At 70.3% G+C, this 26,590-nt stretch carries 28 protein-coding genes; 5 read left to right on the top strand and 23 right to left on the bottom strand.

All coding sequences use genetic code 11. The annotated features are described in order from the left end of the window. Positions 1 to 30: 30 nt before the first annotated feature. The 8 genes from B0B15_RS07900 to infC form a co-directional block, all read right to left on the bottom strand. A complete protein-coding gene (locus B0B15_RS07900; protein WP_076675288.1) occupies positions 31 to 927 on the bottom strand; it encodes an amino acid ABC transporter permease in 897 nt (298 codons plus the stop codon). Beyond that, positions 924 to 1,580, bottom strand: a complete 657-nt coding sequence (locus B0B15_RS07895) for an amino acid ABC transporter permease (protein WP_076674777.1) — start codon at positions 1,578 to 1,580, stop codon at positions 924 to 926. Before B0B15_RS07895 ends, B0B15_RS07900 begins: the two co-directional genes overlap by 4 nt. Positions 1,581 to 1,649: 69 nt before the next feature. After that, positions 1,650 to 2,549, bottom strand: a complete 900-nt coding sequence (locus B0B15_RS07890; RefSeq protein ID WP_076674775.1) for a glutamate ABC transporter substrate-binding protein — start codon at positions 2,547 to 2,549, stop codon at positions 1,650 to 1,652. 127 nt (positions 2,550 to 2,676) lie between these two features. Further along, the gene (locus B0B15_RS07885) at positions 2,677 to 3,438 is read right to left on the bottom strand and encodes an amino acid ABC transporter ATP-binding protein (protein WP_076674773.1); all 762 of its coding nucleotides are present in this window, start codon (positions 3,436 to 3,438) and stop codon (positions 2,677 to 2,679) included. Between the two features lie 91 nt (positions 3,439 to 3,529). Continuing rightward, the gene (locus B0B15_RS07880; protein ID WP_076674772.1) at positions 3,530 to 4,327 is read right to left on the bottom strand and encodes a TrmH family RNA methyltransferase; all 798 of its coding nucleotides are present in this window, start codon (positions 4,325 to 4,327) and stop codon (positions 3,530 to 3,532) included. 103 nt (positions 4,328 to 4,430) lie between these two features. Then, the gene (rplT, locus tag B0B15_RS07875) at positions 4,431 to 4,814 is read right to left on the bottom strand and encodes a 50S ribosomal protein L20 (RefSeq protein ID WP_058232312.1); all 384 of its coding nucleotides are present in this window, start codon (positions 4,812 to 4,814) and stop codon (positions 4,431 to 4,433) included. Between the two features lie 29 nt (positions 4,815 to 4,843). Next, positions 4,844 to 5,038: a 50S ribosomal protein L35 gene (gene rpmI / locus B0B15_RS07870; RefSeq protein WP_013583375.1), complete on the bottom strand. Its 195-nt coding sequence runs from the start codon at positions 5,036 to 5,038 to the stop codon at positions 4,844 to 4,846. Positions 5,039 to 5,086: 48 nt separating this feature from the next. Next, positions 5,087 to 5,752 (bottom strand): translation initiation factor IF-3, encoded by a 666-nt coding sequence (gene infC, locus B0B15_RS07865; RefSeq protein WP_076675286.1) that lies wholly within the window; start codon positions 5,750 to 5,752, stop codon positions 5,087 to 5,089. 207 nt (positions 5,753 to 5,959) lie between these two features. Between infC and B0B15_RS07860 the strand changes: the two genes are divergently transcribed. After that, entirely contained in the window at positions 5,960 to 6,385 is a 426-nt protein-coding gene (locus B0B15_RS07860; protein WP_076674769.1) for a DUF1844 domain-containing protein, read from the top strand. A gap of 232 nt (positions 6,386 to 6,617) precedes the next feature. On the opposite strand, the gene B0B15_RS07855 is transcribed toward B0B15_RS07860, so the two are convergent. The 6 genes from B0B15_RS07855 to B0B15_RS07830 form a co-directional block, all read right to left on the bottom strand. Next, the gene (locus B0B15_RS07855; RefSeq protein ID WP_076674768.1) at positions 6,618 to 7,427 is read right to left on the bottom strand and encodes an SseB family protein; all 810 of its coding nucleotides are present in this window, start codon (positions 7,425 to 7,427) and stop codon (positions 6,618 to 6,620) included. After that, positions 7,411 to 8,157 carry a bifunctional 1-(5-phosphoribosyl)-5-((5-phosphoribosylamino)methylideneamino)imidazole-4-carboxamide isomerase/phosphoribosylanthranilate isomerase PriA gene (priA, locus tag B0B15_RS07850; RefSeq protein WP_076674766.1) on the bottom strand — a complete coding sequence of 249 codons (747 nt, stop codon included), beginning with the start codon at positions 8,155 to 8,157 and terminating at the stop codon, positions 7,411 to 7,413. The genes B0B15_RS07855 and priA overlap by 17 nt, the downstream gene beginning before the upstream one ends. Positions 8,158 to 8,202: 45 nt before the next feature. Then, positions 8,203 to 8,853, bottom strand: a complete 651-nt coding sequence (gene hisH / locus B0B15_RS07845; RefSeq protein WP_076674765.1) for an imidazole glycerol phosphate synthase subunit HisH — start codon at positions 8,851 to 8,853, stop codon at positions 8,203 to 8,205. Further along, entirely contained in the window at positions 8,850 to 9,464 is a 615-nt protein-coding gene (gene hisB / locus B0B15_RS07840) for an imidazoleglycerol-phosphate dehydratase HisB (protein ID WP_076674763.1), read from the bottom strand. Before hisB ends, hisH begins: the two co-directional genes overlap by 4 nt. Then, positions 9,461 to 10,555 carry a histidinol-phosphate transaminase gene (locus B0B15_RS07835; RefSeq protein WP_176776609.1) on the bottom strand — a complete coding sequence of 365 codons (1,095 nt, stop codon included), beginning with the start codon at positions 10,553 to 10,555 and terminating at the stop codon, positions 9,461 to 9,463. The genes hisB and B0B15_RS07835 overlap by 4 nt, the downstream gene beginning before the upstream one ends. Before the next feature lie 83 nt (positions 10,556 to 10,638). Continuing rightward, positions 10,639 to 10,989 carry a LysM peptidoglycan-binding domain-containing protein gene (locus B0B15_RS07830; RefSeq protein WP_076674760.1) on the bottom strand — a complete coding sequence of 117 codons (351 nt, stop codon included), beginning with the start codon at positions 10,987 to 10,989 and terminating at the stop codon, positions 10,639 to 10,641. Positions 10,990 to 11,247: 258 nt separating this feature from the next. On the opposite strand from B0B15_RS07830, the gene lexA reads away from it, so the two are divergent. Further along, on the top strand, positions 11,248 to 11,937 hold the full coding sequence (gene lexA / locus B0B15_RS07825) for a transcriptional repressor LexA (protein WP_076674758.1): 690 nt from the start codon (positions 11,248 to 11,250) through the stop codon (positions 11,935 to 11,937). 119 nt (positions 11,938 to 12,056) lie between these two features. After that, the gene (locus tag B0B15_RS07820; RefSeq protein ID WP_076674756.1) at positions 12,057 to 13,943 is read left to right on the top strand and encodes a S9 family peptidase; all 1,887 of its coding nucleotides are present in this window, start codon (positions 12,057 to 12,059) and stop codon (positions 13,941 to 13,943) included. Between the two features lie 380 nt (positions 13,944 to 14,323). Here B0B15_RS07820 and hflX read toward each other — a convergent pair whose 3' ends face one another. After that, positions 14,324 to 15,841: a GTPase HflX gene (hflX, locus tag B0B15_RS07815; RefSeq protein ID WP_076674755.1), complete on the bottom strand. Its 1,518-nt coding sequence runs from the start codon at positions 15,839 to 15,841 to the stop codon at positions 14,324 to 14,326. A gap of 97 nt (positions 15,842 to 15,938) precedes the next feature. Here hflX and B0B15_RS07810 point away from each other — a divergent pair, with 97 nt between their 5' ends. Beyond that, positions 15,939 to 16,583, top strand: coding sequence for a class I SAM-dependent methyltransferase (locus B0B15_RS07810; protein ID WP_076675285.1), 645 nt, complete (start codon positions 15,939 to 15,941; stop codon positions 16,581 to 16,583). Positions 16,584 to 16,666: 83 nt separating this feature from the next. Here B0B15_RS07810 and dapF read toward each other — a convergent pair whose 3' ends face one another. From dapF to miaB, 4 genes are all read right to left on the bottom strand, one after another. Further along, complete coding sequence (gene dapF, locus B0B15_RS07805; RefSeq protein WP_076674753.1) at positions 16,667 to 17,521, bottom strand: diaminopimelate epimerase; 855 nt, start codon at positions 17,519 to 17,521, stop codon at positions 16,667 to 16,669. A 152-nt stretch (positions 17,522 to 17,673) separates the two neighbouring features. After that, complete coding sequence (locus tag B0B15_RS07800; protein WP_076674751.1) at positions 17,674 to 18,114, bottom strand: GNAT family acetyltransferase; 441 nt, start codon at positions 18,112 to 18,114, stop codon at positions 17,674 to 17,676. Further along, complete coding sequence (miaA, locus tag B0B15_RS07795; RefSeq protein ID WP_076674750.1) at positions 18,111 to 19,046, bottom strand: tRNA (adenosine(37)-N6)-dimethylallyltransferase MiaA; 936 nt, start codon at positions 19,044 to 19,046, stop codon at positions 18,111 to 18,113. Before miaA ends, B0B15_RS07800 begins: the two co-directional genes overlap by 4 nt. Then, on the bottom strand, positions 19,043 to 20,590 hold the full coding sequence (gene miaB / locus B0B15_RS07790) for a tRNA (N6-isopentenyl adenosine(37)-C2)-methylthiotransferase MiaB (RefSeq protein ID WP_076674748.1): 1,548 nt from the start codon (positions 20,588 to 20,590) through the stop codon (positions 19,043 to 19,045). The genes miaA and miaB overlap by 4 nt, the downstream gene beginning before the upstream one ends. Positions 20,591 to 20,763: 173 nt before the next feature. Between miaB and B0B15_RS07785 the strand changes: the two genes are divergently transcribed. Beyond that, positions 20,764 to 23,340 (top strand): helix-turn-helix transcriptional regulator, encoded by a 2,577-nt coding sequence (locus B0B15_RS07785; protein ID WP_091366362.1) that lies wholly within the window; start codon positions 20,764 to 20,766, stop codon positions 23,338 to 23,340. Between the two features lie 216 nt (positions 23,341 to 23,556). Here the strand turns inward: B0B15_RS07785 and B0B15_RS16785 are convergent, their stop codons facing one another. The 4 genes from B0B15_RS16785 to B0B15_RS07765 all read right to left on the bottom strand — a co-directional run bounded on the left by B0B15_RS16785 (position 23,557) and on the right by B0B15_RS07765 (position 26,423). Then, complete coding sequence (locus B0B15_RS16785; protein ID WP_256334228.1) at positions 23,557 to 24,186, bottom strand: regulatory protein RecX; 630 nt, start codon at positions 24,184 to 24,186, stop codon at positions 23,557 to 23,559. Between the two features lie 359 nt (positions 24,187 to 24,545). Further along, the gene (recA, locus tag B0B15_RS07775) at positions 24,546 to 25,598 is read right to left on the bottom strand and encodes a recombinase RecA (RefSeq protein WP_076674744.1); all 1,053 of its coding nucleotides are present in this window, start codon (positions 25,596 to 25,598) and stop codon (positions 24,546 to 24,548) included. Positions 25,599 to 25,877: 279 nt separating this feature from the next. Beyond that, positions 25,878 to 26,102, bottom strand: a complete 225-nt coding sequence (locus B0B15_RS07770; RefSeq protein WP_076674742.1) for a DUF3046 domain-containing protein — start codon at positions 26,100 to 26,102, stop codon at positions 25,878 to 25,880. Between the two features lie 12 nt (positions 26,103 to 26,114). Next, the gene (locus B0B15_RS07765; RefSeq protein WP_076674741.1) at positions 26,115 to 26,423 is read right to left on the bottom strand and encodes a helix-turn-helix domain-containing protein; all 309 of its coding nucleotides are present in this window, start codon (positions 26,421 to 26,423) and stop codon (positions 26,115 to 26,117) included. Positions 26,424 to 26,590: the final 167 nt, after the last annotated feature.

The raw sequence follows: 26,590 nt of genomic DNA, 5'->3' as shown, positions 1-26,590 counted from the left end.
GGGGACACTCCCCCGCCCGCCGGGGCCGGATCAGGTCGCGGACCCGCCGCGCTGGGCGACGATGAGCGACGTGTCGGTCGCCCCCTGCTGCAGCGGCTGAACGGGAGCGGCGACGTCGCCGCGCGGCGAGCGGCGCAGTCGCTTCTCGACGAGGTTCGCCACGAACGACAGCAGCAGGCACAGGGCGATGTAGATCGCACCGACGACGATGGTCGCCGGCACGATCGGCGAGCCCACCGTCGGCTGTGCCCCGATGTACTTCGCGTAGAACAGCAGCTCGGGGTAGGTGATGATGAAGCCCAGCGCCGTGTCCTTCAGCGTCACCACGAGCTGGGCGATGATGACGGGCATCATCGCGCGGATCGCCTGCGGCAGGAGCACGAGACGCATCACCCCGGCCTTGCGCAGCCCGACGGCGTACCCGGCCTCGGCCTGGCCCCGCGGGAGCGATTCGACGCCGGCACGGATGACCTCCGCCAGCACGGAGCCGTTGTAGCAGATGAGCGCGATCACGACGGCCCAGTACGGCTCCATACGGATGCCGATCACCGGGAACCCGTAGTACAGCAGGAACATGAAGACCAGCACGGGGATCGCGCGGAACACCTCGATCACGGCGGTGAAGGGCCAGCGCACCCAGGCGTGGTCGGAGAGGCGGCCGATGGCGAGCACGAAGCCCAGCACCAGGGCGCCGACCGCGGCCGCGCCGAAGGCGGCGAGGGTCGCCAGGGTCGCGTTCAGGATGCTGGTCCACACGTTGGTGTAGGTGAACGCGGACCATTTCTTCGCGGTGAACTGGCCCGTCTCCAGCAGGCGCCACACGAAGAAGGCCAGGATGCCGAGCACCACCAGGATCGTGAGCACCCCGAGGATGCGGTTGCGCAGGATGGCCTTCGGGCCGGGGACGTCGTACAGGACGCTGCTCATCGTGCGACCCTCCATCGGTTCTCGAGCGTGCGCTGCACCCACGAGAGCAGGAGCACCAGCGCGACGAAGATGACCATCACCCACAGGATGACGAGGAACGCGTTCTCGCCGCGCTCACTGAGGTAGTTGCGCACCGAGCCGAGGTTGACGATCGAGAAGCCGGCGGCGACGGTGGTGTTCTTCAGCAGCGCGATGAACACGCTCATCATCGGGGGGATGACGGATCGGAAGGCTTGCGGGAGCACGACGAGGGTCATGACCTGACCGAACCCGAGCCCCAGCGCCCGCGCGGCTTCGGCCTGCCCGACGGGAACGGTGTTGACGCCGGAGCGGATGGCCTCGGCGACGTAGGTTGCGGTGTAGATGCCCAGGGCGCAGATGCCGAGCGTCAACGAGACGTCGCCGGTCAGCCGGAGTCCCAGCAGCGGGGGTAGCGCGAACACGAAGGCGAAGAACACCAGGGTCAGCGGGGTGTTGCGGATGGCGCTGACGTAGAACGTGCCCACCGCGCGCGCGATCGGCACGGGCGAGACACGCATCGCGCCCACGATGATGCCGAGCACGAGCGCGAGCGCGCCGCCCGCGAAGAACAGCACGAGCGTGCCGACGAGCGCTTCGCTCCAGATGTCGAGGTTGTCGGTGATGACACCCATGCGTGGTCCTTAGTCGTAGGAGGGGTTCGGGGTCGGCTCACCCGTCCGGATGAGCCGACCCCGAACGGGTCACTCGTCGGCGGTGGGCTGCTCGCCCTCGATGCCGGCCGGCGCGAGGTTCTTCTCGAACAGCGCGGTCCAGACGTCGCCACCGTCGTTGAACAGGGTGTTGATGTGGTCCTTCAGCACGGTGTCGCCCTTGGGGAGGCCGACGCCGTAGCGCTCCTCGCTGAAGGTGTCACCGGCGATCTTGAACGTCTCCGGCTCCTGCGCGACGTATCCGGCGAGGATCGCCTGGTCGGTCGTGACGGCGTCCACCGAGCCGGAGCGCAGCTGCTCGAGGCACTGCGTGTAGGTGTCGTACTCGACGGTGTCGCCCGGGTTGTACTCGTCGCGGATGCGCTGCAGCGGGGTCGAACCCGTGACCGAGCAGACGATCTTGCCGGCGAGGTCGTCGGGGCCGTTGATGTCCTCGTTGTCGGCCGCGACCAGCAGGCCCTGGCCCGTGATCAGGTACGGTCCGGCGAAGTCGATCTGCTGCTTGCGCTTGTCGGTGATGGAATAGGTGCCGACGTAGTAGTCGACGTTGCCGTTCACCAGCTCCTGCTCGCGGTTGGCCGAGGGGATCGTCTTGTACTCGATCTTGTCGGCGTCGAAGCCGAGCGACGCCGCGATCCACTGGGCGATCTCGACGTCGAAGCCGCCGCGCTCGTTCGAGACCGGGTCCTTGAAGCCGAGGCCGGGCTGGTCTTCCTTGACGCCGACGACGACCTTGTCAGCCGAGACCATGCGCTCGTAGGTGGGGCTGCCGTCGAGCGAGACGTCGGACGCCACCTCCCACAGCTGCGTGGTGTCGGTGCCGTCGCCCTCGGCGGGAGCGGCGCCGGGGGTGCCGCTGTTGCAGGCCGTCAGGGCCAGCAGGCCGGCGGCGACGATGCTCGCGCCGGCGAGAAAACGAGTCTTACGCATGTGATGTCTCCTTGGTTACGTGTGCTGTGCGGAAAGGGGTCGGGGGGGGCGACGGCGCGCGAGGACGACCGGGGACGGTCGAGTGTCGGTCGGCGGGAGAACCTCCTCGTTCCACGCCGTCGGGCGGTCAGTGCGTGATGAGCTTCGACAGGAAGTCCTTCGCACGGTCCGACTCGGGCCGGGTGAAGAACTGCTCGGGGGCGGCCTGCTCCACGATCTGGCCGTCGGCCATGAAGACCACGCGGTTCGCCGCCTTCCGGGCGAAGCCCATCTCGTGCGTCACGACGATCATCGTCATGCCGTCCTTGGCGAGGCCGACCATGACGTCGAGCACCTCGTTGATCATCTCGGGGTCGAGCGCGGATGTGGGCTCGTCGAAGAGCATGACCTTGGGCTTCATCGCCAGTGCGCGCGCGATCGCGACGCGCTGCTGCTGGCCGCCCGAGAGCTGGGCGGGGAGCTTGTCGGCCTGGTGCCCGACGCCCACGCGGTCCAGGAGCGCGCGCGCCTCCTTCTCGGCATCCGCCTTCTTCATCTTGCGGACCTTGATCGGGCCGAGCGTGACGTTCTCGAGGATCGTGAGGTGCGCGAAGAGGTTGAACGACTGGAAGACCATGCCGACGTCGGCACGCAGTTCGGCCAGGCCCTTCCCCTCCTTGGGAAGCTCCTTGCCGTCGATCGTGATCGAACCGCTCGTGATGGTCTCGAGACGGTTGATGGTGCGGCAGAGCGTCGACTTGCCCGACCCCGACGGACCGATGACGACGACGACCTCGCCGCGGTCGACGGTCAGGTCGATGTCCTTCAGCGCCTGGAACTGGCCGTAATGCTTCTGCACGTCGGAGACGACGACGAGGGGCTCGGAGCCCGCCGGGGGAACGGATGCCATGTGATCACCCTATGAGCATGTGGTGCGAGCGACCACATTCCCGCGCACGCCTTAACCGTTCTGTAACAGCCGGAGGCGTGCGCGCAGCGGCTCAGCGGGCCCGCTGGGCGAACGCGGTCTCGTACAGGCAGACGCTCGCGGCGGTCGCGAGGTTCAACGACTCGGCGCGGCCGTAGATCGGCAGGCGCAGAGCCAGATCGGCGTACGCCAGGGCGTCGTCGTCGAGACCGCGCGCCTCGTTGCCGAACAGCCACGCCGTGGGCTCGGCGAGACGGTCGCGGGATGCCAGGAAGTCGTCACCGTCGACGTCCGCCGCGACCACCCGGAGCCCCGCCTCGTGCATGCGCGCGACGACGTCGGACAGCTCGAGGTCGACGGCCACGGGCACGTGGAACAGCGACCCCGTGGTGGAGCGCACGACCTTCGGGTTGTAGGGGTCCACGGTGCGACCGGTCAGGATGACGGCGTCCGCGCCCGCGGCGTCGGCGGCACGGATGATGGTGCCGAGGTTGCCGGGATCGCGCACCTCCTCGCAGATCGCGACCAGGCGCGGCCCCGCCGCGAGCACGTCCCTCAGCGCCGTCGGCGACTGTCGGGCCACGGCGACGATGCCCTGCGGCGTGACCGTGTCGGCCATGGCATCCAGGACCGCCTCGGTCGTGTACTGCAGCTCCACGCCGGCGCGGTCGGCGGCATCGCGCACGTCGGCGTGCTTCTCCATGGCGGCCGGCGTCGCGTACAGCTCGAGCACCGTCTCGGGCGCCCAGGCCAGAGCCTCGCGGGCGGCCTGCGGCCCCTCGAGGAGGAACAGGCCGGTCTCCTGGCGGGCAGCGCGCTTGCTGAGCTTGGCCACGGCGCGCACCCGCGGCGAACGGGGGTTCTCCAGCACGTGACCAGTGTATGGCGGTGGCGGCATGGAGCCCGGGATGCCGCGCGCGAACGACGAAACGGGCGCCCTCCGAGGAGGACGCCCGTTCGGGGGAAGACGCGACTTACGCGGACTTCGGAGCGTTGACGTCGCTGGGCAGCGCCGCCTTGGCGGTCTGCACGAGCGAGGCGAACACGGCCGGCTCGTTCACGGCGAGCTCGGCGAGCATGCGACGGTCGACCTGCACACCCGCGAGGCCGAGGCCCTGGATGAAGCGGTTGTAGGTGAGGCCGTTCTGACGGGACGCGGCGTTGATGCGCTGGATCCACAGACGACGGAAGTCGCCCTTGCGCTTGCGACGGTCGCGGTACGCGTAGACGAGGGAGTGGGTGACCTGCTCCTTGGCCTTGCGGTACAGGCGCGAACGCTGTCCGCGGTAACCGGAGGCGCGCTCGAGGATGACGCGACGCTTCTTGTGGGCGTTTACTGCCCGCTTGACTCTAGCCATTTCTGTTTCTTCCTAACGTGCGTCGGCGCTCAGAGACCGAGGAGCTTCTTGGCGACCTTCGAGTCACCCTTGGCCAGGACCTGCTCCTGGTTGAGGCGGCGAGTGCGCTTCGAGGCCTTGCCTTCGAGGTTGTGGCGCATACCGGCCTGCTGCTTCATGAGCTTGCCGCTACCGGTGAGCTTGAAGCGCTTCTTGGCACCCGAGTGGGTCTTCTGCTTCGGCATCTGTCTTCCTTCGTTGGTGTTCCCGGCGGAGCGGGAGTCTGGGGAGCTTTACTCGGCGGGGGCCGAGGTCGGCGTTTCTTCCGGGGCCGATTCGCCGCGGGATGCGCTGCGCGCCGCCTCGCGGTTCGCCGCGCGCTGCGCGTTCTGCTCGGTCTTGACCTCGGACTTGTTCTTGTGAGGAGCGACCACCATCACCATGTTGCGGCCGTCGATCGTGGGGTTCGACTCGACCGTGCCGAACTCGGCGACGTCTTCCGCGAATTTGCGGAGCAGGCGCACACCCTGCTCGGGACGCGACTGCTCACGACCGCGGAACAGGATCATGGCCTTCACCTTGTCGCCCGCCTGGAGGAAGCCCTCGGCGCGCTTGAGCTTGGTGATGTAGTCGTGGGCCTCGATCTTCAGACGGAAACGAACCTCTTTGAGGACCGTGTTCGCCTGGTTACGACGCGTTTCCTTGGCCTTCTGAGCGGCCTCGTACTTGAACTTGCCGTAATCCATGATCTTGACCACGGGCGGCTTCGAGCTCGGCGCAACCTCGACCAGGTCGAGGTCCGCTTCCTGGGCCAGGCGCAGCGCAGCTTCGATTCGGACGATGCCGACCTGCTCGCCGTTGGGTCCGACGAGACGGACCTCCGGGACTCGGATGCGCTCGTTGGTGCGGGGATCGCTGATGCGGAACTCCTCTTGTGTGCGGGTGGTGGCCGCCGCGATCCGATGGATTCGCGGGCGAAGAGGAGTACACACGCCACCCGGCACGGTGCTGTCAGCACCGGCTTCTGCACCCTGGCGACCCCGTGCGACACGGAGCGGAGTGCGGGAACCCGGTAGCCTGGAGCGGCAAGCGCGGGTGGGATGTGATCCTCTTTCGTACGGAGTGAGACACTCCGAAGCCCGCCATAGTCTAGCAGAGAGATTCACGTGGACACGATCCCCTCCGACCACCCCTCCGACGACCACGCCGCGCACCGCCATGGCGGAGAAGACGAGCGGCTCGCCCGCTGGGAGGAACAGGAGCGCGCCTCGGCCTCCGCGACGCGCGACATCGCCGACGTGCCGGCGGTCGAGGTCATCACCACCGCCGCTGTTCACCTCATGAGCGCCGCCGCCGTCAAGACCGGCCTGGCCGACAACCCCGCCGAGCAGCTCGACCTGGACGAGGCGCGCAAGCTCATCAACTCCCTCGCCGGCCTCATCACCGCCGGCGCGCCGGAGATCAGCGACATGCACGCCCGCTCGTTGCGCGACGGCCTGCGTTCGCTGCAGCTCGCTTTCCGCGAGGCATCCGTCATCCCCGACCCGATCGGGAAGGGTCCCGGCGAGAAGTGGACGGGTCCCGTCACGTAGGTCGTTCGTTCTGGGGTACCGGCTACGGGGTGCCCCTCTTCGGACGCAAGAGCGGGGCCCCTTCCCCGATTGCTTCCGAAGAGGGGCACCCCTTCGCCTGTGCCGTGGGCCGACTCCGCCGTGACACCCGCGGGGTATGGATCGCGCGAGAGCAGGACGCGCGGGCGGGACGCAGCCCTGTTCTCGAACGATCGCCTGTCGCGACGCGATCGCGCCACGCCCGCCGTGCGGGTCAGACGTCCTTGCTGCGGTGCAGCTTCACCGTGAGCGAGTCGACCAGCACCGCGATGCGGTCGTCGGCCGACCACCGGCGCGCGATGCGGGCGAGCACGGCATCCAGCTCCTCCTGCTCCAACCCGGACATGAGCTGCAGGTGCACCACGAGCTCGGGGCCGCGGAGACGCCCGGTGGGGTCGCCGGACTCGACGGCGAGGTCGAGCACCGCGAGTTCGCCGGAGATGCTCTCCTGCAGACCGGTGAAGATCGCGGGTGAGGTGTGGGCGGGCTCCCAGGTCTCCCCCTGCGCGATCGCCCAGACGGCGGGACGACGGACGACGAACTCCGTCTCCGACGCGGGATCAATGACGATGAGCTCGGTGTCCTCCGACGCGGCGGCCAGCGCCGTGCGGCGACCGTCGGCGGGCACGGGGCGGGCCGCGGCATCCCAGGCCTGAAGGGCTCTCACCGAGGTGAACACGGGCAGGACCTTGCGGCCGTCGGGGGCGGCCACCGTGACGATCGACAGCTCCTGCGTCTTGTCGACTTCGAGGCCGTGCGCGCCGATGCCGTGGTCACCCTTCTCGGCGACCAGAGGGATCAGCAGTCGGGCCTCGCGATACGCGTCGATGACGGCGCGCGCGTCGCCGTCGCCCGAGCGGAAGGCCACCAGGGCGGCGAGGAGGGCCGGATCGGCGGATCCGTCGTCGCCGGAGTGGGGGTTCGATTCGAACCGGCGCCCCTCCCAGGGGACGCCCGCCGAGTCGGCGCGGTGCGCGTGGTCGTGGGGACCGCCCGCGGGGGGACCGTCAGTGTCCGGCGACATCCAGCGCCTCAGCGAGGGTGAACTGCCCCGCGTACAGGGCCTTGCCGACGATCGCGCCCTCGACGCCGAGCGGCACGAGCTCGCGCAGGGCGGCGATGTCGTCGAGGCTCGACACGCCGCCGGAGGCAACGATCGGCTTGGGGGTGCGCTGGGTCATCTCGCGGAGGAGCTCGATGTTGGGGCCGCGCAGCGTGCCGTCCTTCGTCACGTCGGTGACGACGTAGCGGCTGCAGCCGGCGTCCTCCAGGCGCTCGAGGACGGTCCAGAGGTCGCCGCCGTCGCGAGTCCAGCCGCGGGCGGCGAGGGTCGTTCCACGCACGTCGAGCCCGACCGCGATCGCCTCGCCGTAACGGTTGATGACGTCGGCGGCCCACTCGGGGTTCTCCAGGGCGGCGGTGCCGAGGTTGATGCGGCTCGCGCCGCTCTCGAGGGCTGCCTCGAGCGAACGGTCGTCGCGGATGCCGCCCGACAGCTCGACCTGCACGCCCTTGACCTGCTTGATGACCTTGCGCATCACGTGCGCGTTGCTGCCTCGCCCGAAGGCGGCATCCAGGTCGACGAGGTGGATCCACTGCGCGCCCTGACGCGCGAAGTCGGCGGCGGCGTCGACGGGGTCGCCGTAGCTGGTCTCGGTGCCGGCCTCTCCCTGGGTCAGGCGGACGGCCTTGCCGTCTGCCACGTCGACCGCGGGAAGAAGGACAAGCTCGGGCGTGGACGCGAAATCGTTCATGGCTCCTCGTGCCGGCAGGCGCCTCTCGCCAGCCCGGGCACGAGGTCACACAGTAGTCGTGCGCAGCCCGTCGATCCAATTGGCGAGCAGCCGGATGCCGGCTTCGCCCGACTTCTCGGGGTGGAACTGCGTCGCCGCCAGAGGGCCGTTCTCCACGGCCGCGATGAAGGGCGCCCCGTAGGTGCACCAGGTGACTGCGGGTTGCGGGAAGGGCGGCGTCACCTCGAGCGACCAGTCCTGCGCGGCGTAGGAGTGCACGAAGTAGAAGCGCTCGTCCTCGATGCCCTCGAACAGCCGCGACCCCTCACCCGCGGTGACGGTGTTCCAGCCCATGTGCGGCAGCACGGGAGCGGCGAGCTCGTCGACGGTCCCGGGCCACTCCCCCAGGCCGGGGGTGTCGGTGCCGCGCTCGATGCCGCGGTCGAACATGACCTGCATCCCCACGCAGATGCCGAGGACGGGGCGCCCGCCCGCCAGACGACGGTCGATGATCTCGCCGCCGCGGCTCGCGTTCAGGGCGCCCATGACGGCGCTGAACGCTCCGACACCGGGCACGAGGAGACCGTCGGCGTCCATCAGCAACGACCGGTCGGACGTCAGCCTGGCGTCGGCTCCGGCCTCGACCAGCGCCTTGACCGCGGAGTGGACGTTGCCCGAGCCGTAGTCGAGGACGGCGACGACGGGCTTGGCCGTCACAGCGCGCCCTTCGTGCTCGGAATGCCGTCGACGAGCGGGTCGAGGGCCTTCGCCTGGCGGAAGGCGCGCGCGAGCGCCTTGTATTCGGCCTCGGCGATGTGGTGCGGGTCGCGTCCCCCGACCACGCGCACGTGGACGGTGAGGCCCGCGTGGATGGAGATGGCCTCGAAGGAGTGGCGCACGAGCGAGCCGGTGAAGTGTCCACCGATGAGGTGGTGCTCGAACCCGGCGGGCTCCCCCGTGTGGACGAGGTACGGACGTCCGCTGATGTCGACGACCGCCTGGGCCAGCGCCTCGTCGAGGGGGACGAGCGCGTCACCGTACCGCGCGATGCCCGACTTGTCGCCGAGCGCCTGACGGATGGCCTGACCGAGCACGATGGAGGTGTCCTCCACCGTGTGGTGGGCGTCGATGTGGGTGTCGCCGGTCGCACGCACCCGCAGGTCGGTCAGGGAGTGCTTCGCGAACGCCGTGAGCATGTGGTCGAAGAACGGCACGCTCGTGGAGATGTCACTGACGCCGCGACCGTCGAGGTCGAGCTCGAGCTCGACGCGCGACTCGCTCGTCTCGCGGGTGATCGAGGCGGTGCGGGAGGTGGCGGGGCCGGTCATGCTCGGGATCCTATCGAGGCGAGGGCGTCGAGGAACGCGGTGGTCTCGTCGGCCGTTCCGGCCGAGACGCGGAGGTGGTGCGGGATGCCGACGTCGCGGATCAGCACGCCGCGGTCATAGAGCGCCTTCCACGTGGCGGCGGGGTCGTCGACCCCACCGAAGAGGACGAAGTTCGTCCAGGACTCGTGCGCCGTATACCCCAGCGCAGAGACGGTCGCCGAGATGCGGTCGCGCTGCGCGACGATCTCGTCGACCATCGCGAGCATGGTGTCGGCATGCCCGAGGGCCGCCGTGGCCGCGGCCTGGGTGAGCGCGCTCAGGTGGTAGGGCAGTCGCACCAGGCGCAGGGCGTCGACGAAAGCCGGGTCCGCGGCGAGGTAGCCCACGCGCGCTCCCGCGAAGGCGAAGGCCTTGCTCATCGTGCGCGAGACGACCAGACGCGGGCGACCGGGAAGGAGCGAGACCGCCGAGGGCTCGTCGCGCGGGGCGAACTCCTCGTAGGCCTCGTCGACGATGACGACGCCGTCGAAGGCGTCGTAGACGGCCTCGACGACATCGAGGCGCAGCGGTGTTCCCGTCGGGTTGTTCGGGGCGCAGAGGAAGACGATGTCGGGTCGCTGCTCGCGGACCTGGTCCGCTGCGGACTCCGCGGAGAGGGTGAAGTCGTGCTCCCGCTCTCCCGCGATCCATCGCGCCCCCGTGGCGCGGGTGAGGATGGGGTACATCGAGTAGGTGGGGGCGAAGCCCATCGCGGCCCGCCCGGGCCCTCCGAAGGCCTGGAGGATGTGCTGCAGAACCTCGTTCGAGCCGTTCGCGGCCCAGATCTGGTCGGGGTTCAGACCGTGACCCAGGTACTGCGCGAAGGCCTCGCGGAGCGTGGTGAACTCCCGGTCGGGGTACCGGTTGACGTCGCGCAGCGCCCGGGCCACGGCATCCAAGATGTCGTCGGCGACCTCGGCCGGCACGGGATGCGTGTTCTCGTTCACGTTCAGCGCCACCGGCAGGGCGGCCTGCGGAGCTCCGTAGGGCGTCATGCCCCGGAGATCGTCGCGAAGCGGGAGGTCGTCGAGGCGTACGTTCACCTCACCCATCGTAGGCGGCGGCGACATGAGCGGCTCACGCGCGCCCGCGGTCACGAACCACGGGACCTCGGCTGTCGGACTCGTCGGGCCGGTCAGTTCGTCGGGGCGTATTCACTGGGGATGGCGATGCGCTGGCCCGCCGTGACGGACCCGCCCGACAGGGCGTTGAGGCGCGTGATCTGCGCGATCACGTCACGCGGGTCGGCCGCGGGCGCGAGCTCTTCGGCGATCGACCAGAGCGTCTGTCCGCTCATCACCGTGATCTCGGTGAACGACCCGGCAGGTGCTCCCGCCTCGTTCGACGCGAGCGCGGCTCCCCCGCCGACGACGGCGAGCCCCAGCGCGACCGCGAGGGGGAGGGCGACAAGGAACGCGACGACGCGGCGGCCGCGCGCGGTGATGCGCAGGCGTGTAGTCGGGGCGGTGATGGCGATGCTGCTCATGATGTGCTCCTCGGTGGGGAGAGATTCGCACTCCACCCTCGGCCGGGAGGGCGGGAGTGCGAATCTGTATTCCGAATCTATCTTCGATACTTTCGATGTGTCAAGACCGCCGATGTCGGAGACGAATCGAACGCGACACGCGCGACGCTCCATGTCTTTCGGCTCGTTCACCGGATACGGTTTCGACACGGAGACCTCATCACCAACCTCCGACATTCGAATTTCCGCCGCCCTCCACGCGGCGCGAGGGGAGCACAGATGACCGACGCGACGACCGCCGCCGGCCGCGAACGTCCGCAGACGCGGCGCCGCAAGAACCTCAGCGACAAGCAGCTCGCGATCCTCGAGGTCATCCAGCGGTCGATCGCCCGCCACGGCTACCCGCCGAGCATGCGCGAGATCGGCGACGCGGTCGGCCTCAAGTCGCTGTCGAGCGTGACCCACCAGCTCAACCAGCTGGAGCTCAGCGGCTACCTGCGACGTGACCCCGGCAAGACGCGCGCGATGGAGGTGCTCATCGACCTTCCCGGCGCCGCCGCCGAGAACCCCGCCGACACCGCCCCCGCGCTGGGCGACGCGGCTCTCGTCCCCCTCGTGGGCCGTATCGCCGCCGGCGTGCCGATCACCGCCGATCAGCAGGTGGAGGAGATCTTCCCCCTCCCCCGCCAGCTGGTGGGCAAGGGCGAGCTCTTCATGCTCAACGTGTCGGGCGACTCGATGATCGATGCGGCGATCTGCGACGGCGACTGGGTCGTCATCCGCGCGCAGGCGACGGCGGAGAACGGCGAGATCGTCGCCGCCATGCTCGACGGTGAGGCGACCGTGAAGACGTTCCGCCGCCGCGACGGCCACACCTGGCTGCTGCCGCGCAACAGCGCGTTCGAGCCGATCCTGGGCGACGAGGCCGTCGTGCTGGGCCGCGTCGTCGCGGTTCTGCGCGCGGTCTGACCCGCTGCGACCCGAGGCCGGCTGCGCATCGCGAGGTGGCATCCGGCTTCTTTCCTGAGCCGACCTGTCACGACGACGAAGGCCGGGCGGATGTCGGAGGCCCTGCCTAGGCTGGAGTCATGGCTGACACCCTCCCCTACGGTTCCTGGCCCTCGCCGATCACGCCCGAGTCCGTTGCGCAGGCGTCGCCGCGCGTCGACGGAGCCCGTCTCGTGGGAGACGAGGTGTGGTGGGGCGAGTCCATCCCACACGAGGCCGGACGCGTCGCGGTCAAGCGGCGCCGCGTCGACGGTTCGGTCGAGACGGTCCTTCCCGCTCCCGCGAACGCCCGCTCGGCCGTGCACGAGTACGGCGGAGGCGCGTGGACCGCGTCCGACGACGGCGAGCTCTACTACGTCGAGAAGACCGACCAGCGCGTGTACGCCCTGCGCCCGGGCGGAATCGCGCGCGCGCTCACCCCGGCCGATGAGGCGGTGCGCCACGGCGGCCTCCGGTGGGAGCACGGTGTGCTGCTCGCGATCCGCGAGACCCACGGCACGTCGCGCGTGCCCCACCGCGCGATCGTGCGCATCCCCCTCGACGGTGACGTCGACGTGCTCGCCGAGGGGAGCGACTTCCTCGCGCAACCCGCCCTCTCCCCCGACGGACGCCGCCTGGCCTGGGTCGCATGGAACCACCCCGACATGCCGTGGGATGCCACGGTCCTCCGCGTCGCCGATCTCGAAACCGGGTCGGTTCGCGACATCGCCGGCGGCGACCGCCGGGCGCCCCTGCAGCCGGTGTGGATCGCCGACGACGAGCTCCTCTACGCCGACGACCCGGACGGCCGGTGGAACCTCTTCCACCGTCTGCTCGACGGCGACGCGCAGCCGCTCGCACCCGCCCACGCCGACACCGGCGGTGGCCTCTGGGTGCTCGGCACCCGGTGGTTCGGAGCCGCCGACGACGGCCGCGTCGTCGCCGTCCGCACGAACGGCGCCGACGAGATCGTCGAGATCGCCCCCAGCGGCGTGCGACCAATCGACGTCCCCGTCGTCGCCGGAGCCGCGATCGACGACGTCGGCGGATCACGCGCGCTCGTCTCGGGTTCCGACGCGGGGGGACGCTCCGGCCTCTGGCTGGTCGACCTCGATTCCGGACGGGTCGACCTCGTGACAGGCGGCGCCGGCGCGTGGGGCGACGAGTGGATGCCGGCCGCCCGCGCCCTCACGACCGATGGGCCCCACGGCCCGGTGCACGCGTTCGCCTACGCCCCCACCAACCCCGAGGTCTCACCTGCCGCCGGCGAGCGCCCGCCGTACGTCGTCCTCGTGCACGGAGGGCCGACCTCCCACGTGGGACCCGCCCCGTCGGCCAAGACGGCCTTCTTCACCAGTCGCGGCATCGGCGTGCTCGATGTCAACTACGGCGGCTCCACCGGCTACGGCCGGGCCTACCGCGACCGCCTCAAGGGCCAATGGGGCGTGGTCGACGTCGACGACGTCGCCGCTGCGGCATCCGCCCTCGCCGACGCCGGCCTCGCCGACCCGGAGCGCCTCGCCATCGCGGGCGGCTCCGCCGGGGGCTGGACGGTGCTGGCCGCGGTGACCCGCACCGAGGTCTTCGCCGCCGGGATCTCGCGGTACGGCGTCGGAGACGCGCGGGCACTGGCCGAAGACACCCACGACTTCGAGGCGCGCTACCTCGACGGACTCATCGGACCCCTGCCCGAGGCCGAGTCGGTATACGTCGAGCGCTCACCCCTGGGGCGTCCCGAACTCTTCCGCGTGCCGCTGCTGATCCTGCAGGGCGCGGAAGACCGCGTGGTGCCTCCGTCGCAGGCCGAGGCCATCCGCGACGCCCTGACGGCGCACGGCGTCCCGCACGCGTACGTCCTGTACGAGGGTGAGGGCCACGGTTTCCGCCGGTCGGAGACGGTGATTGACTCGCTCGAGCGCGAGCTCGGGTTCCTCGGTGCCGTGTTCGGTTTCGAGACCCCGGGCGTCCCGGCGCTCGAGCTCGACTGAGGTCACGGGTATCGTCTTCGGCGCGGTCGACTGCCCCGCCGAAGACGTGGGAGCGCACGCGGACGCGCCCCCGGTGCGCACGCGCCCGACTCCGCGGAGCGCATGCGCCTGCCTCCCGCGGTGCGCACGCGCCCGTCCCGCGCACTGCCCCGTCCGCCCCCGCCCTGCGCACGCGCCTGCCCCTCGGACGGAGTCGCAGCGGACGCTGCGGGCGCCGCTTCCCTTCGCGCACGGCGGCGGGTCACCCCGCACGCAGCGGAGCGCCGCTCCCCTTCGCACGCGACGCGGCGTCACCCCGCACGCGGCGGAGCGTCCAGCCCCGACCGACAGCGAAACGGGCCCCCGCGCCGAAGCGCGAGGGCCCGTGGTGCGGCTGAAGCTCAGGCCTCGAACGCCGCCAGTTCGGCGGCCAGGCGAGCCCCGACGTGGGCGTGCAGGAAGGTGCCACTCTCGCGGTGCTCCTGCGCGACGATGAGCCCGCTCTCGTGCACGGCGGACACGAGGTCGCCGCGGTCGTAGGGAACGACCGCCTGCACCTCGACCGCCGGCAGGGGCAGCGCATCCTCGATCGCGGCTCGCAACTCGTCGATGCCCTCGCCCGTGCGCGACGAGACGAATTTCGCGTTCGGGGCGAGACCCCGCAGCACGAGCCGGTCGTCCTCGCTCACGAGATCGGCCTTGTTGAAGACGACGATCTCCTGACCGAAGTTCGCGTCGACGTCGCCCATCACATCGCGCACCGTCATGAGCTGCGCGGCGGGGTCGGGATGCGACGCGTCCACGACGTGCAGGATGACGTCGGCGTCGCCGACCTCCTCGAGCGTGGAGCGGAACGCCTCCACGAGCTGGTGCGGCAGATTTCGCACGAACCCCACGGTGTCGGTCAGCGTGTACACGCGGCCGTCGGATGTCTCGGAGCGGCGCACGGTGGCATCCAGGGTCGCGAACAGGGCGTTCTCGACCAGAACGCCGGCACTGGTGAGGCGGTTGAGCAGGCTCGATTTGCCGGCGTTGGTGTACCCGGCGATCGCGACGGACGGGATCGTGTGCCGCTTGCGCTCGGCGCGCTTGGCCTCGCGCGCGGGCGCGAAGTCGCGCAACTGCTTGCGCAGCTGCGCCATGCGGGTGCGGATGCGACGGCGATCGAGCTCGATCTTCGTCTCACCGGGGCCACGCGAGCCCATGCCCGCGCCGCCCGCTCCGACCTGTCCACCGGCCTGACGCGACATCGAGTCACCCCATCCGCGCAGACGCGGCAGGAGGTACTCGAGCTGGGCGAGTTCGACCTGCGCCTTGCCCTCTCGGCTCTTGGCGTGCTGGCTGAAGATGTCGAGGATCACCGTGGTGCGGTCGATCACCTTCACCTTCACGACGTCTTCGAGCGCACGCCGCTGGCTGGGCGCGAGTTCGGTGTCGGCGATCACCGTGTCAGCGCCGACGGCGGCGACGATGTCGCGCAGCTCGGCGGCCTTGCCCCGGCCGACGTACGTCGCCGGGTCCGGGTGCGGGCGGCGTTGCAGGACGCCGTCGAGCACGACCGCACCGGCCGTCTCGGCGAGCGCCGACAGCTCGCGCAGCGAGTTCTCGGCATCCGTCTGCTCACCCTGGGGGTGGACGCCGACGAGCACGACGTTCTCGAGGCGCAACTGGCGGTACTCGACCTCGGTGACGTCCTCGAGCTCGGTCGACAAGCCGACGACACGGCGCAGCGCCGCGCGTTCCTCGCGGTCCCACTGATCGCCGTCGCTGTCGCCGCCGTACGCGGTGGTGTTGTCTTGGAGGGCCTGTGCGGCACCGAAGACCCGGACCCCGCGGTGCGCATCGGCGCGCGCGAGCACACGGTCGACCGGATCCACGGCGGACGCGTCGGTGCTCGGGGGTGTGGTCTGTTCGGTCATGTGTTCCTTTCGTCGCGGACGCCGTCCGCGGTGGTACTGATGTTCTGGCACTTTATCCGGCCCGGCGGCGCAAGCCCCGGTCGGATATCCTGTGCTGATGGGGAGCGAGCACTACTTCAGCGCGTCGCCGTCGAGTCCCGAGCAGCTCCGCCGCATCCGCGTGACGCTTGCCGGTCGCGAACTCGAGGTGGTCACGGCAGGCGGCGTCTTCAGCCCCGATCACGTGGATGCCGGGACGTCGGTGCTCTTCGCCAACACGCCTCCCCCGCCCGCCGGTGGGAACTTCCTCGACCTGGGGTGCGGGTGGGGTCCGATCTCGCTGTCGCTGGCGCTCGCGTCACCGCACGCGACCGTGTGGGCGGTCGACGTCAACGAGCGTGCTCTCGATCTCGTGAGGCGCAATGCCGGATCGCTCGGCCTCGATAACGTCAACGCGGTTCGTCCCGAGGATGTTCCCGACGACGTGACCTTCCGGACCATCCGGTCCAACCCGCCCATCCGCGTCGGGAAGAACGAGCTGCACGCAATGCTGCAGCACTGGATCCCGCGCCTGCAGGAGCGCAGCGACGGCTGGTTCGTGGTGCAGCGCAACCTCGGCTCCGACTCCCTGCAGCGCTGGCTCGCCGCGACCTTCCCCGACGGTTACGGCGTGCAGCGCGCCGCCACCGGCCGCGGATACCGCGTGCTCCGCGTGCGTCGCCACGGATCTCCGCCGAGCGAGCTCATCGACGTCATCCGCTGAAGCCAGCGCCGTCCGTCCATCGCGGACGCTGTCCCGGATGCCGCGGGCACACCCCGGCCCCGAGCGTCGACCGTGTCGCGGACTCAGGCGAGAGCGACCTCGCCGGTGAAGACGAGCGACGCGGGACCCGACAGGAAGACCCGGCCGTCGGCCACGCGGACGCCGAGCGTTCCGCCCGGGGTGTCGACGACCCAGTGGTCGGGAGCGGCGGCGCCGGCCCAGTGCCGCACGGCGAGGGCCGCTGCGGCCACGCCCGTGCCGCAGCTGAGCGTCTCGCCGACGCCGCGCTCGAACACGCGCAGACGGATCGCCCCGACGCCGTCGCGCACGAGCGGATCGGCCGGAACGACGAACTCGACGTTGGCACCGTGTCGCGGCGCGGGGTCGAGCACGGGCTGGAACGCGAGGTCGAGCCCCTCGAGCTCGGCATCCGACGACAGCGCGACCACGACGTGCGGGTTGCCGACGTCGATGCCGACGCCGGGTCGCGCGACCGGCAGGCCCTTGGCGCGGACGAGGGTCTCGTCGGCATCCACGGTGAAAGCGCCGAGGTCGACCTCGAATCCGCGTTCGCTGCGGGTGAGGGTCTTCACACCCGCCCGGGTGCCGATGCGCAGGCCCCCGTCGATCGCGGCGAGGCCCGTGTCGGTGAGGTACCGCGCGAACACGCGCGTGCCGTTGCCGCACATCTCCGCCTTCGACCCGTCGGCGTTGCGGTAGTCCATGAACCACTCGGCACCGGATGCCGCGGCCTCGGCCCCCTCGCCGATCGCGGCCGAGCGGACGACGCGCAGCAGTCCGTCGGCGCCGATGCCGAAGTGGCGGTCGCAGAGGGCCGCCACCTGGGCGTCGGAGAGGTCGAGTTCGCCGTCGGGATCGGCCACCACGACGAAATCGTTGCCGGTGCCGTGACCCTTGGTGAACGCGAGAGAGGACATGGCCTCAGTCTACGGATGGTGCCAGAGCGGTCGCGCCTCCCGCCGCGGCGTCATCCGCGCGGTGGCGGCAGCCCGGGCGGTGCAGCCGCGTCATCGTGAGGGTGAGGCGGTACAGCCGCGGGCCATCGGGAAGGTGAGGCGCTCCCGTCGGCTCAAGCCGGCCCGCCGGGGCCGTCGACGATCAGCCGCCGACCCGTCGTCCATGTGGTGAACGGCTCGTACCCGAGCGCGTCGTAGAACCCGCGGGCGCCGGTGTTGTCGGGGCGCACCATGAGCTGCACCTTCGGACACCCCATCGCCTCCAGGAGACGCTCGGCCTCGGCCACGAGCGCCCGCCCCACGCCCCGCCCGCGGTGCGACGCCGCCGCCGCAAGGTAGTAGAGCCACCCGCGGTGGCCGTCGTACCCGGCCATGACGCTGCCGACGACCGACCCGTCCTCGACGGCGACGAGGAAGAGCTCCGGCTGCACCGTGATCTTGCGGCGGATGTCGGCGCGCGGATCGTTCCACGGCCGCGTCAGCCCCGCCTCCTCCCACAGCGCGACGACGGAGTCCTCGTCGGATGGCGCGAATGCGCGGATGGCAAAGGTCACGGAGCTGCTCCTTCCTCCGCCGCGCGCACGATCTGCGCGGCATCCGTCGTCCGGGCGTCCACCCGGTGCGCGTCGGTGTAACGGCGGAACCACGACACCTGACGGCGGGCGTACCGGCGCGTCAACGCCTGCGTCTGGGCCACCGCCTCCTCGCGCGTGATGTCGCCGCGCAGCTGAGCGAGCGCCTGGGCGTAGCCGATCGCGCGTGACGCGGTCACGCCGCGCTCGAGACCCTCGCGCCGCAACGTGTCGACCTCGTCCACGAGACCCGCTGCCCACATCACCTCGACGCGCGCGTCGAGCATCGTGACGAGCTGCTCGCGCTCGATGCCCGTCGCGACGATGCGCGTGGAGGGATGCCACCGCACCGGCGCCTCGGGAAGCGCGCCGCCGTGCGTCTCGCTGCCCTGTTCCAGCACCTCGAGCGCGCGGACGACACGCCGGCCGTTGCGGGCGTCGATGTTCGCGGCCGCGGCGGGGTCGGCCGCGCGGAGCCGGGCGAACAGCGCCCCGGCACCCTCGCGTTCCAGCTCCACCTCGAGCCGCGCACGCAGCGCTTCGTCGCGCGGGGGGAAGCGGAAGTCCCACAGCACGCTCGACACGTACAGCCCCGACCCGCCCACCAGGATCGCATCCGCGCCCCGGGCGTGGATCGCGGAGATCGCCGCGCGGGCGGCATCCTGATACCAGGCGACTGCGGCCTCATCGGTGACCGCGAGCGCGTCGAAGAGGTGGTGCGGGATGCCGCGCCGCTCGGCGACCGGGATCTTGGCGGTGCCGATGTCCATCCCGCGGTACAGCTGCATGGCGTCGGCGTTGACGATCTCCGCCGGCCGCCCCTCGGCGGCGAGGGCCTCCGCGAGGTCGAGCGAGAGAACCGTCTTCCCCGTCCCCGTGGCCCCGACGACGGCCCAGAGGGTTGGGCCCGTCACACGCCGACGCGCAGGGTGGGGAGGCCGAGCGACACCGCGCGGGGTGCGCCGGCCTCGCCGGCGGGCGTCGGAACGCCGCACGACTCGGCCTGCGAACGGTCCCACGCGTCGCCGGCGCGCGTGCGGCGGATGCGCAGCGGTGCGCCGTCGACGGCGTCGGCGAGCAGGTGGAACGGCGCCGCGTGGGTCACCGTGACCGACACGACATCGCCCGGGCGCGGCACGGGCGAGCCCGCGGGCAGCTCGAAGTGCACGAGGCGGTTGTCTTCGGCGCGCCCGGTGAGACGGTGAGTCTCGGCATCCTTCTTGCCCTCGCCCGCCGACACGAGCACCTCGAGCGTGCGGCCCAGCTGCTTGCGGTTCTCCTCCGCCGAGATCCGGTCCTGCAGCGCGACGAGACGCTCGAACCGCTCCTGCACGACGGCCTTGGGGACCTGGTCGGCCATGGTGGCCGCGGGCGTGCCTTCGCGGATCGAGTACTGGAACGTGAAGGCGCTGGAGAACCGCGACGCCTCGACCACGCGGAGGGTCTCCTGGAAGTCCTCCTCGGTCTCGCCCGGGAAGCCCACGATGATGTCGGTCGTGATCGCCGCGTGCGGGATCCGATCCCGCACCCGGTCCAGGATGCCGAGGAACTTCTCGCTGCGGTACGAGCGACGCATCGCCTTGAGGATGCGATCGGAGCCCGACTGCAACGGCATGTGCAGCTGCGGCATGACAGCGGGGGTCTCCGCCATCGCGGCGATGACGTCGTCGGTGAAGGCGGCCGGGTGGGGGCTGGTGAAGCGGATGCGCTCGAGGCCGTCGATCTCGCCCGCGGCGCGCAGGAGCTTGCCGAAAGCCAGGCGGTCACCGAACTCGACGCCGTAGGAGTTGACGTTCTGCCCGAGCAGGGTGACCTCGATCGCGCCGTCGTCGACGAGCAGGCGGATCTCGTTCAGGATGTCGCCGGGTCGGCGGTCCTTCTCCTTGCCGCGCAGGCTCGGAACGATGCAGAAGGTGCACGTGTTGTTGCAGCCGACCGAGATCGAGACCCACCCGCTGTGCACCGAGTCGCGCTTGGTGGGCAGGGTCGAGGGGAAGATCTCGAGCGACTCGAGGATCTCCAGCTCCGCCTCGCCGTTATGGCGGGCTCGCTCGAGCATGCCGGGGAGAGAGCCCATGTTGTGGGTGCCGAACACGACGTCGACCCACGGCGCCTTCTGCTGGACGGCATCCTTGTCCATCTGGGCCAGGCAGCCGCCGACCGCGATCTGCATGCCGGCGTGCGCGTCCTTGCGGGACTTCAGGTGGCCCAGCGTTCCGTAGAGCTTGCCCGCGGCGTTGTCGCGCACGGCGCAGGTGTTGATGACGACGACGTCGGCTTCCGTGCCCGCCTCGGCGCGCACGTAGCCGGCGCTCTCGAGCGACCCGCTGAGGCGCTCCGAGTCGTGCACGTTCATCTGGCATCCGAACGTGCGGACTTCGTAGGTGCGCGCTCCGGCTTCGCCGTGAGCGGCGACGGAGGGCGCGATGAGCGTCGGAGTGGAGACGGGGGTGGTCATGATGCGAGCAATTCTAAAGCCCGTCCTCTTCGAGGACGTCGTCGGCCGCCGACCGACGTCCTTCGTTTCACGGGCGGGTCGTTTCGCTCGTCGACCTAGCGGCGGTCATAGTGAATCGATAGTGTGTCGCCACGCTGACCCGTCCGCCTGCGGGTATCCGGGGGGGGAGAAGTATGCGGACAGAAGTGGCGACGTCGTGGTCGCGCGATCTGATCGGTTCGGACAGGGATGCCGCCGACCTGGCACTCCGCGTGCGCGCGGGCACGTCGCTCCTCGTGGCCGGGCCGCGCGGTAGCGGTCGCAGCTACATGTTGAGAACGATCGCCGAGAGGCTGCAGGAACTCGGCTCGGAGGTCTTCGTCGTTCGGCCCGCATCGGCCCTGGCGTCCGTTCCGTTCGGCGCGCTGACGGCCGGGAACAGCCCGGCGCTCCGCACCTTGACCGAAGGATCGTCGGCCGCGTTCGATGGCGTCGTCGTGCTCGATGACGTCGATGAACTCGACCCCGACTCGGCCCGCGTAATCGCCCGAGCGGTGGCGACGCGTCGCCTCACGGCCGTGGTCGGGCTGCGTACCGCCCGCCCGCGCTCGCAGCACCACCCCGACGGTGCCGACGAGGTGCGTCGCACCTTCCTCGACCTCTGGATGGACGGCCTCATCCGACGGATCGACCTGCCGGAGCTGAGCGACGACGATGCGCGCCGGATGATCGAGCTGTTCTCCGACGCCGATCTACTCGACGTCCCGACCCGCGCGGGTCTCGTGTGGCGCGCGGACGGTTCACGGACCCTGCTGCGCCAACTGGTGCTCGAAGCGCTCCGGGCCGTCCGGGCCGGTCGCGATCCGCTGCGGGCGGTCCGTTCGGTCGCACGCGACAGCCGACTGGCCATCGCCCTCGACCGCCACGTCGCGGGCTTCCTCCGACAGGACCTCGAATGCCTCGCCGGCATCCGCCGCCTCGCCCACCTCGAACTCGCCGTCGCGACCCGACTCTTCGACCCCGACTCGGTCGAGGCCCTGCTCGGGAGCGGCCTGCTGCACGCCGATGGGTCGCCCGAACGACGGCTCACAGCCAACGATCTTTTCGCCTCGGGAGCGCATCGAGAACTCGGCGACGATGCCGTCGACGGGGTGATCGAGCGCGCCGGTACGCGTATGCTCGCCGCAGCCGGACAGTGGTGGAGTTCGACGATCGCCGTCGCCGTGGCGGAACGATGGCACCGCCTCGGGCATGACGCGTCGGGCGAGTCGGCGTACGCGCCGGACCTCCGCGCCCGCATCGCCCTGGACGCCGCTCGTGACGCGAACGACCGCGGCGACACCGCTCATGCGGCCGCCCATGCCGCCCGGGGCCTCGCCGCCGTCGAGGATCCCGCCTTGCGCGTCGAGGTCGCCCTGGCACACCACGGCGACCTCGAGGCGGTCGATGACGATGTCACCGATGAGTCCGCCCGTCGCCGACTCGCGCGCTTGCAGGCCTTGAGAGCCGCCGCGGGGATGCCTACGTCCGCCCACTCTGCGCAGATTTCCCTCGAGCAGGCCGAGGCCGATGCGCAGGTGGAGCGTCTGCTGAGCGAGGCGACCAGAGCGGGTAACCGCCTCGATACCGCGAAGGCGTGCGAACTGCTTGACCTGGCTCTGTCTCTTCCCGACGTCTCACCGCTCGGACGGTTGCGAGCCCTGGTGGCTGCGGGCACCGCGCAGGGTGTGCGGGGTCAGTGGGAGGTCGCTCGTGCCCACTACCGCGACGCGCGGCGACTCCTGGATGCACAGCCGCACCCCCGAGGCATCTCGACACGCGAGCGACTGCGGGCCCTGATGTTCATCCTCATCGGTCACCAGATCTCCGGAGCCGACGGCACCGCCGCCCATCTCCGGCTCGAACGGGAGCTCGACACAGCGGCGCGCGAGGGCAACGCGTCGGAACTGACCGTCGCAGGCAGCGCGGCGGCAATCGCTTTCGCCGGATCCGGACGCCCCGAGCAGTCCCACCGTGAATTGGTCTCCGCCCTGCGTCGCGGTCGCCCCGCACTGAGCGATCCCGAAACCGCGATGATGGAGCTGAGCGTCGCTGAAGAACTGGCCCTCGCGGGAAGGCCCGATCACGCGCGTTCCCTGATCGCGCACGTCGACGATGACGGCCCGCTCCTCGTACGACGCAGTCGCTTATATGTCCAGACCACCGTCCTGGTCGCGGAAGGACGGATCGCCCAGGCGTGCGCGACAGCACGCGCGGCGGCGGACTTGAGCGCCGGCAGCACGGCTGCTGCTCTGCGCATCCGCGACCTCTTCCGACTGGTGAGCCTCGATATCGCCGAGGCGGACGAGATCGACGAACTCGTCCAGTTGGCGGCGACCACCGACCTCCCCCTCGCCGCGGACGCGGTTCGACGTGCCTCTGCGCGGTGTGCCGCAGAGGACGGCCTTCCCGTCGACGAATTGCGCCTCCATGCCCTGTGGTCGACGACACCCGCGGAAATCGCCGCACAATCGGACACCCCGACCGCAGCGCCCCCGCCCGCGCCGCGGGAGGAGCTCACCTCACGGGAACGCGAGGTGGCTCTGCTCGCGAACGACGGCCTGACGAACCGCCAGATCGCTGCACGGCTCTTCTTGTCGATCCGCACCGTGGAATCTCACGTCTACCAGGCCCGCTTGAAGCTCGGCGCGGCATCTCGGCGTGACCTCGCACGGATGGTGGCCGAAATGGTGAGCCCACGTGAGCCCTCCCCGCCGCCGCGGTCCTCGTGACGAGCTCGGCTGCGGCGACCGGGTGGCCGGGCCTTCGCAGTCGCCCGGGGGCCATGGGAACCGACCGCATGGCCGGTGAGAGGCGGCAAACCGCTCGCGAGCTCCCGCCGGGTGTGACGTGGGGGTGGTGTGACGTGCGCCGAGAGCTCATCGTCGAGCGGCACAACGTCGCAGCGCACGGCGCCGAGGGCACGCTCTGGGGCGATTAAGCGATACTCAATCGTCCGGCGTGAAACGGACCCCCGACTCCGGTCGGCCGAAGGATCGCGCCCGTCCCAAACCCGCCTCGCTGAGCGCGGTTTTCGCCGCCGTGAGAGCGACCGACGACGGATACCCGCGTCGCGCCAACTGGCCCGACAACCGTCGCAGAGACGCCTCGTAGTCTTTCCCCTCCACACCGCGCACCTTGGACCGCGCGAAGTCCAGGGCTCGCTCCGCGTCGTCGTCGGGAAGCTCCGCCAGTGCGGCTTCCGCGATGTCGCGTGGGATCCCGCGCTTCCGCAACGTCTCGGCGACGGCGCGCCGTCCTTCACCGCGACGTTCGACCGCCGACATCGCGAGTTGCTCTGCGAACGCCGCGTCGTCGAGGTAACCCAGATCGACGAATCGCGCGACGAGGTCTTCGACAAGGGTCTCATCGGTACCGTCGACACCCCGGATCGCGATGCGCGCTTCAGACAGAGACAGCGAGCGCGAACGGAGCTTCCGCAAGAGCAGCGCCTCGGCGCGTTCGCGAACATCGTCCGCCCCGGCGGGCGCGTCGGCCTGGAAGGGATTCGCCGAGCCGCCGGCCGCACCGCCGGGCACGTTCCACTCGGACGCGCTGACGTCGGAGCTCCCTTGCACGTCGTCGTTCCTCAGTGCCCTCAGACGCGGCCGCGCAGGCGGCGGAGCCGCCGCCTCGTGCGACGACGGCGCCCCGAGCGCGGAACGACCGCGCGACGGATGGAGAGCGTCGGCACCGTCCCCGGGGCGCCCGACCTGAGGTGCGCCGAAAAGCGGGATCACTGGGGCGAGGTCGGCGTCGACAGCATGCAGCGGGGCACCCTGCCCGTCACCGATGCCCGCGTCGCCTTCGGCACTCGAGCGACGGCGTGCCAGGTGGCCGGCACGCGCGGACTCGGTGAACTCCGACGTCGAGGGACCCCGTTCGTCTCCCTCACCGGTCGAGGGCGGACGGCCGGAGTCCCGCGTGTCGTCGCTCATCAGGCCGGGCGGCGCTGAGCCAGCTCGTCGTCTGCGGATGCCGCTACCGCGGGCGCTCCCCCGATGCCGAGCTTCGTCTTGATCTTCGACTCGATCTCGGCGGCGATGTCGGGGTTCTTGATGAGGAAGTTGCGGGCGTTCTCCTTGCCCTGTCCGAGCTGCTCGCCCTCGTACGTGTACCACGCGCCCGACTTCTTGACGATCGCGTGCTCGACGCCGAAGTCGATCAAGCTGCCCTCACGCGAGATACCCACGCCATACAGGATGTCGAACTCCGCCTGCTTGAAGGGCGGGGCCATCTTGTTCTTGACGACCTTGACACGGGTACGGTTGCCGACCGCTTCGGTGCCGTCTTTCAACGTCTCGATGCGACGGATGTCGAGGCGCACGGACGCGTAGAACTTCAGCGCCTTTCCACCGGCGGTCGTTTCGGGCGAACCGAAGAAGACGCCGATCTTCTCGCGCAGTTGGTTGATGAAGATGGCCGTGGTCTTGGTGGTGTTCAGACCGCCGGTCAGCTTGCGGAGCGCCTGCGACATGAGACGCGCCTGCAGGCCGACGTGAGAGTCGCCCATCTCGCCCTTGATCTCAGCCTCGGGCACCAGCGCCGCCACGGAGTCGATGACGACGAGGTCGATCGCGCCGGACCGGATCAGCATGTCGGCGATCTCGAGGGCCTGCTCACCCGTGTCGGGCTGCGACACGAGCAAGGCGTCGATGTCGACGCCGAGCTTCTTGGCGTACTCCGGGTCGAGCGCGTGCTCGGCGTCGATGAACGCGGCGATACCGCCGGCACGCTGCGCGTTGGCGATCGCGTGGAGCGTCAGGGTCGTCTTTCCTGACGACTCCGGTCCATAGATCTCGATGATGCGGCCGCGAGGCAGGCCGCCGATGCCGAGGGCCACGTCGAGGGCGACGGAGCCGGTGGGGATGGTCTCGATCGGGGCGCGGTCGTCGCTGCCCAGTCGCATGACCGAGCCCTTTCCGAACTGCCGGTCGATCTGCGCCAGGGCCGATTCGAGGGCCTTTTCGCGCTCTGCGGGTGAGGGCATGACGTCTTCTTTCTGCTCGCGTTCCGGTCGCCTATAGGCTGTCGCGCCTCCCATCGACGATGGGGGTACCCGACAAGGCGTTCAGAGTGTCGTTCGACGTTCACCACGTTAGGGAGGGCCTCCGACATTGGTGTCGGAACGCGACCTTTCTGTGGATGAACGGGGGACGAACCTCGTTGTGCAGGAGCCTACGCCGGAATCGAACGTAGCTTCGATGACACGCCGGAGAACGGTCTGCGAGTTCCGAACCGACGCTCCGCGCCGGGCCCGCGATCGTGGTCAGGAACGTCGCGGCTCGAGCCGCCCGACGCCGTAACGACGGTTTTCGGGCACGTCCGTCTCCGCGCACAGCGCAAGCCACACCTCGCGGGGGTCGACACCGGCCGCGAGAGCGTCGACGCTCGTGCGGCCGCCCACGGCCGACAACACCAGGTCGGTCAGCAGGGAACCACCGCGGGCGCCGAACTCATCGGCGACCGCGCGATCGAACTCGCTCCGTCGCATACGGCGGACGCGTCAGCGGAGGGACAGCTCGGGCTCGACCGCGGCGACGAGATCGTCGGGGACGACGTCAGGGAAGGTCTGCAGGCCTTCGAGCACGGAGAGCCGATCGCCCACCTGTCGCATGATGGTCGAGATGGGCACGTCGAGTGCTTCGGCCACCGATGCGAGGATCTCGCTCGAGGCTTCCTTCTGGCCGCGCTCGACCTCGCTGAGGTAACCCAGCGCGACACTCGCGCGACTGGCGACCTGGCGGAGGGTACGGCCCTTCTGCTGGCGGAGGTCACGCAGGACTTCGCCGATCTCTTGACGAACCAGGATCATTTGGGGCCCTCCTCACTGCTGATTCCGTCGCTGCCCGGATGAGCAACTGTAAAACACCGTCTGTGGTCACCCTAATGCCGCGCGCTGTGCACCGGATGGGAATCGCTGGACCAAACCGGAGTGTGCGATCATTTGTTCCCGCATTCGGCGCCGATCCTCCACCACCG

It is taken from the genome of Microbacterium sp. RU1D (assembly GCF_900156435.1).
Lineage (GTDB): Bacteria > Actinomycetota > Actinomycetes > Actinomycetales > Microbacteriaceae > Microbacterium.
This window is presented reverse-complemented; position numbering and strand designations above follow the sequence as displayed.

Excerpts from the sequence above, each read along its gene's own strand:
- B0B15_RS07900 (WP_076675288.1), bottom strand. The coding sequence starts at position 927 with ATGAGCAGCGTCCTGTACGACGTCCCCGGCCCGAAGGCCATCCTGCGC.
- B0B15_RS07895 (WP_076674777.1), bottom strand. The coding sequence starts at position 1,580 with ATGGGTGTCATCACCGACAACCTCGACATCTGGAGCGAAGCGCTCGTC.
- B0B15_RS07890 (WP_076674775.1), bottom strand. The coding sequence starts at position 2,549 with ATGCGTAAGACTCGTTTTCTCGCCGGCGCGAGCATCGTCGCCGCCGGC.
- B0B15_RS07885 (WP_076674773.1), bottom strand. The coding sequence starts at position 3,438 with ATGGCATCCGTTCCCCCGGCGGGCTCCGAGCCCCTCGTCGTCGTCTCC.
- rplT (WP_058232312.1), bottom strand. The coding sequence starts at position 4,814 with ATGGCTAGAGTCAAGCGGGCAGTAAACGCCCACAAGAAGCGTCGCGTC.
- rpmI (WP_013583375.1), bottom strand. The coding sequence starts at position 5,038 with ATGCCGAAGCAGAAGACCCACTCGGGTGCCAAGAAGCGCTTCAAGCTC.
- B0B15_RS07855 (WP_076674768.1), bottom strand. The coding sequence starts at position 7,427 with ATGTCGCCGGACACTGACGGTCCCCCCGCGGGCGGTCCCCACGACCAC.
- priA (WP_076674766.1), bottom strand. The coding sequence starts at position 8,157 with ATGAACGATTTCGCGTCCACGCCCGAGCTTGTCCTTCTTCCCGCGGTC.
- hisB (WP_076674763.1), bottom strand. The coding sequence starts at position 9,464 with ATGACCGGCCCCGCCACCTCCCGCACCGCCTCGATCACCCGCGAGACG.
- B0B15_RS07835 (WP_176776609.1), bottom strand. The coding sequence starts at position 10,555 with ATGGGTGAGGTGAACGTACGCCTCGACGACCTCCCGCTTCGCGACGAT.
- B0B15_RS07830 (WP_076674760.1), bottom strand. The coding sequence starts at position 10,989 with ATGAGCAGCATCGCCATCACCGCCCCGACTACACGCCTGCGCATCACC.
- lexA (WP_076674758.1), top strand. The coding sequence starts at position 11,248 with ATGACCGACGCGACGACCGCCGCCGGCCGCGAACGTCCGCAGACGCGG.
- B0B15_RS07820 (WP_076674756.1), top strand. The coding sequence starts at position 12,057 with ATGGCTGACACCCTCCCCTACGGTTCCTGGCCCTCGCCGATCACGCCC.
- hflX (WP_076674755.1), bottom strand. The coding sequence starts at position 15,841 with ATGACCGAACAGACCACACCCCCGAGCACCGACGCGTCCGCCGTGGAT.
- B0B15_RS07810 (WP_076675285.1), top strand. The coding sequence starts at position 15,939 with ATGGGGAGCGAGCACTACTTCAGCGCGTCGCCGTCGAGTCCCGAGCAG.
- dapF (WP_076674753.1), bottom strand. The coding sequence starts at position 17,521 with ATGTCCTCTCTCGCGTTCACCAAGGGTCACGGCACCGGCAACGATTTC.
- miaB (WP_076674748.1), bottom strand. The coding sequence starts at position 20,590 with ATGACCACCCCCGTCTCCACTCCGACGCTCATCGCGCCCTCCGTCGCC.
- B0B15_RS07785 (WP_091366362.1), top strand. The coding sequence starts at position 20,764 with ATGCGGACAGAAGTGGCGACGTCGTGGTCGCGCGATCTGATCGGTTCG.
- recA (WP_076674744.1), bottom strand. The coding sequence starts at position 25,598 with ATGCCCTCACCCGCAGAGCGCGAAAAGGCCCTCGAATCGGCCCTGGCG.
- B0B15_RS07770 (WP_076674742.1), bottom strand. The coding sequence starts at position 26,102 with ATGCGACGGAGCGAGTTCGATCGCGCGGTCGCCGATGAGTTCGGCGCC.
- B0B15_RS07765 (WP_076674741.1), bottom strand. The coding sequence starts at position 26,423 with ATGATCCTGGTTCGTCAAGAGATCGGCGAAGTCCTGCGTGACCTCCGC.